General features: G+C 52.7%; 3 protein-coding genes. 1 reads left to right on the top strand and 2 read right to left on the bottom strand.

From position 1 onward, the window contains the following. Positions 1-50: 50 nt before the first annotated feature. Entirely contained in the window at positions 51-593 is a 543-nt protein-coding gene (locus K5905_RS31415; protein WP_297591646.1) for a carbonic anhydrase, read from the bottom strand. 39 nt (positions 594-632) lie between these two features. Next, the gene (locus K5905_RS31410) at positions 633-1,757 is read right to left on the bottom strand and encodes an NmrA family NAD(P)-binding protein (protein ID WP_297591645.1); all 1,125 of its coding nucleotides are present in this window, start codon (positions 1,755-1,757) and stop codon (positions 633-635) included. 80 nt (positions 1,758-1,837) lie between these two features. On the opposite strand from K5905_RS31410, the gene K5905_RS31405 reads away from it, so the two are divergent. Next, on the top strand, positions 1,838-2,503 hold the full coding sequence (locus K5905_RS31405) for a helix-turn-helix domain-containing protein (protein ID WP_297591644.1): 666 nt from the start codon (positions 1,838-1,840) through the stop codon (positions 2,501-2,503). The last annotated feature ends 70 nt before the right edge of the window (positions 2,504-2,573 follow it).

Genomic DNA, 2,573 nt, shown 5'->3' with positions numbered 1-2,573 from the left:
GATCCGAAGAACAAGAGTTCCCTGCCCCACTCGCTTGTCTGAAGTCTCACTCAATCCAAAACAATATCCCCCAATCGCCGCGGGGCTACGATTTCGCGCGCGCTACCGGTTTTCACGTCATAAATCAACGCAGAAACAATGACATAGTCGGGAATTTCCGATGCTGCCTTAAGCCTCTGAATGTCTTCTTTCAAGCTTTGCTCGTGATCATGAATAGCGGTCTCGGACACATCAATACCAAGATTTTCCTTGAGTGCATGTTGGATTTCAGGACTTGCAAATCGCTCTGAACCACATTGAGTGTGCTGCATGAGGACAAGCTCAAAGTGACCTTTCTTTCCTCCTTCCATCTGGCGCACCAGGAAGACCAGAGACGCAATCTCTTCTAGAGCTTCACGCGTGACCCTGCCACCATTGTTGCGGATAACGACCGCGTCGCCCAATTCAAGGCCAAGCACATGCGCCGGGTCCACGCGGGCATCGCCACATGTCAGGACAACGGATCGCAGTTTCGGCAGAATAGGCAATTCTGCAGCGCCGAATTTTTCAGAAAAGAGCCGATTTCGCTCAAGAAGCGTTGTCGTACTGGTCATAGGAATGCTCCGATTGAATTGACGTTCAAAAAATTTGGATCAGGCCGAGACGTTCAGCTCCGATGTAAGATCAGGTCTCGCCGCCAGAGAGTGTGACGAATGCGTTGCCATCCAGTCGGTTGTTTCCTGGCAAAAGCGTGGGGCTTTGATCAGAACATGGTCCCGGACAGTCTCGACCTTCTTGAGATTGAGCGATGGTGTCAGCAGTACCTTGGCAAAAGCTGCCAGACCTCCAGCTTGCCTCAGAAGATTTGTCCGAAGATCGGGACGCTTCTCGACAGCCTGTTTCACAACGCTCTCAAACGACTCCGGAGAGCGCCCACCGACGAGTTCAACATCCCCCGTTGGCGCGTTTACCGCGAAGCTGCCGCGACGGTACTCTTCGGCATAAATGGCAAGCTGAGACACTGCGGCTTCCGAGTAGTTGGAAGGTGGGAACGCACGCAGCGCCTTTGTCATCATGGCCTCGGAAATGTCCACGTAACGCACCTTGCGTCCCAAGGCTCGACCCATTGCTTGCGCAACATCATCCGGTGACGACAGCTCAGGCCCCGTCGGACGATAGGCTTTTCCAGCATGTTTTTCAGGGTCGCACAGCGCCGCAACGGCCACGCTTGCAATGTCCGCGTTTGATGGTGGCGCGTTTTTCTTGATGCGCCCATCACCAAGCGGCATGGCGAAAATGCCGAGATGCGCCGCCATTTCAAGCACCATAAGGTAATTGTCGGCAAACCAGCCTGGATTGACCGACGTAACCGACAGACCAGCAGGCACCCTGATGAGGATGTCGCTGAGATAAACTTCTCTGGTGAAAAAGGAAGGATGGTCGGCGGAAGATAGCCACTGCCCAAGTGTAACAACATGTTCCACGCGTGCTTCGACCACCGCGGCAGTAAATACAGCATTGAAATGAAGCCCGTTCGGCGCAGTAGGCGCGCACTGATAGGCTCGGCGGATACCGGTCATCGCCTCGCGCATATCACGCAGGCAATACTGATCTCCAATGTAAATCTCGGCGCCAGCCTTTTCCAACGCCATGCTGCGCGCGTCCCCTTCACGCACAAAGGCACGTACAGGAAAACCTCTTTCAAGCAGTTGCAATGTGACAGGTAACCCTGTTTTTCCAGCGGCACTGGTGACCAGAATTTTAGGTAAAGTTGACAAGGGATTTCTCCGAGCTAAGTTCACTTACCTAAATAAAGTGATCACTTTATTTTTTAAAGTAAAATATCTGTGAGGGTAATTTGGCAAAGAACCGTTCGTACAAGCTTCTGTGTCCCATAGCCCGAGCCCTCGACAGGATCGGCGATCGCTGGACATTGCTGATACTGAGAGACCTTCATGCTGGCCCGGCGCGATTTACTGAATTGCAACGCGGCCTGACCGGTATCGCGGCAAATCTTCTGACCGAAAGGCTCGGGAAACTCGTTGATGATGGTCTAATTGAAAAGGGTGATGGTGGTCATGGTGCGGTTGTCTATGAACTGACTGATCTTGGTCAGCAGACAAGCGAAATCATCTTTGAACTAGCCATGTTCGGCGCTCAGTTCGAGCCGGAAGGTGAAGTTGTCGCTCCCGGCAATCTCCGAACGGTGGCGACCACACTTGGTGCAGCAGCCAAGAGAGCAGCAAAACCAGAGATGAACTTCCGGGCGGCACTCAAGGTCGATGGAGAGGACATATCGCTCGATGTTGAAAATGGTCAAGCCACGGCAATCTATGGCTCGTGCCCCGATCCGGACCTCTTGTTCCGAACCGGCTATCAGGATTTGCTGGCCGTCTCGGAAGGAGATCTGGCACCCGATCAGTTTTTGCGCGAACACAGCGAACTCGAGATAATCACCCCGGGTAAGGAGGGCGAGTTCACCGATCTGATGTCTTCGATCATTGGTATGATAAATGACCAATGAGAAAATTACAGGTCGCAATGCATGTATCGGACAATTAAGAACTGGAGGCGAAGGGATATACGGTGATCAG

The organism is Roseibium sp. (assembly GCF_025698965.1).
Lineage (GTDB): Bacteria > Pseudomonadota > Alphaproteobacteria > Rhizobiales > Stappiaceae > Roseibium.
The sequence above is the reverse complement of the archived record's forward strand: the minus strand, read 5'-3'. Positions and strand labels throughout refer to the sequence as shown.

Coding starts and splice junctions, on each gene's coding strand:
- K5905_RS31415 (WP_297591646.1), bottom strand. CDS start 593: ATGACCAGTACGACAACGCTTCTTGAGCGAAATCGGCTCTTTTCTGAA.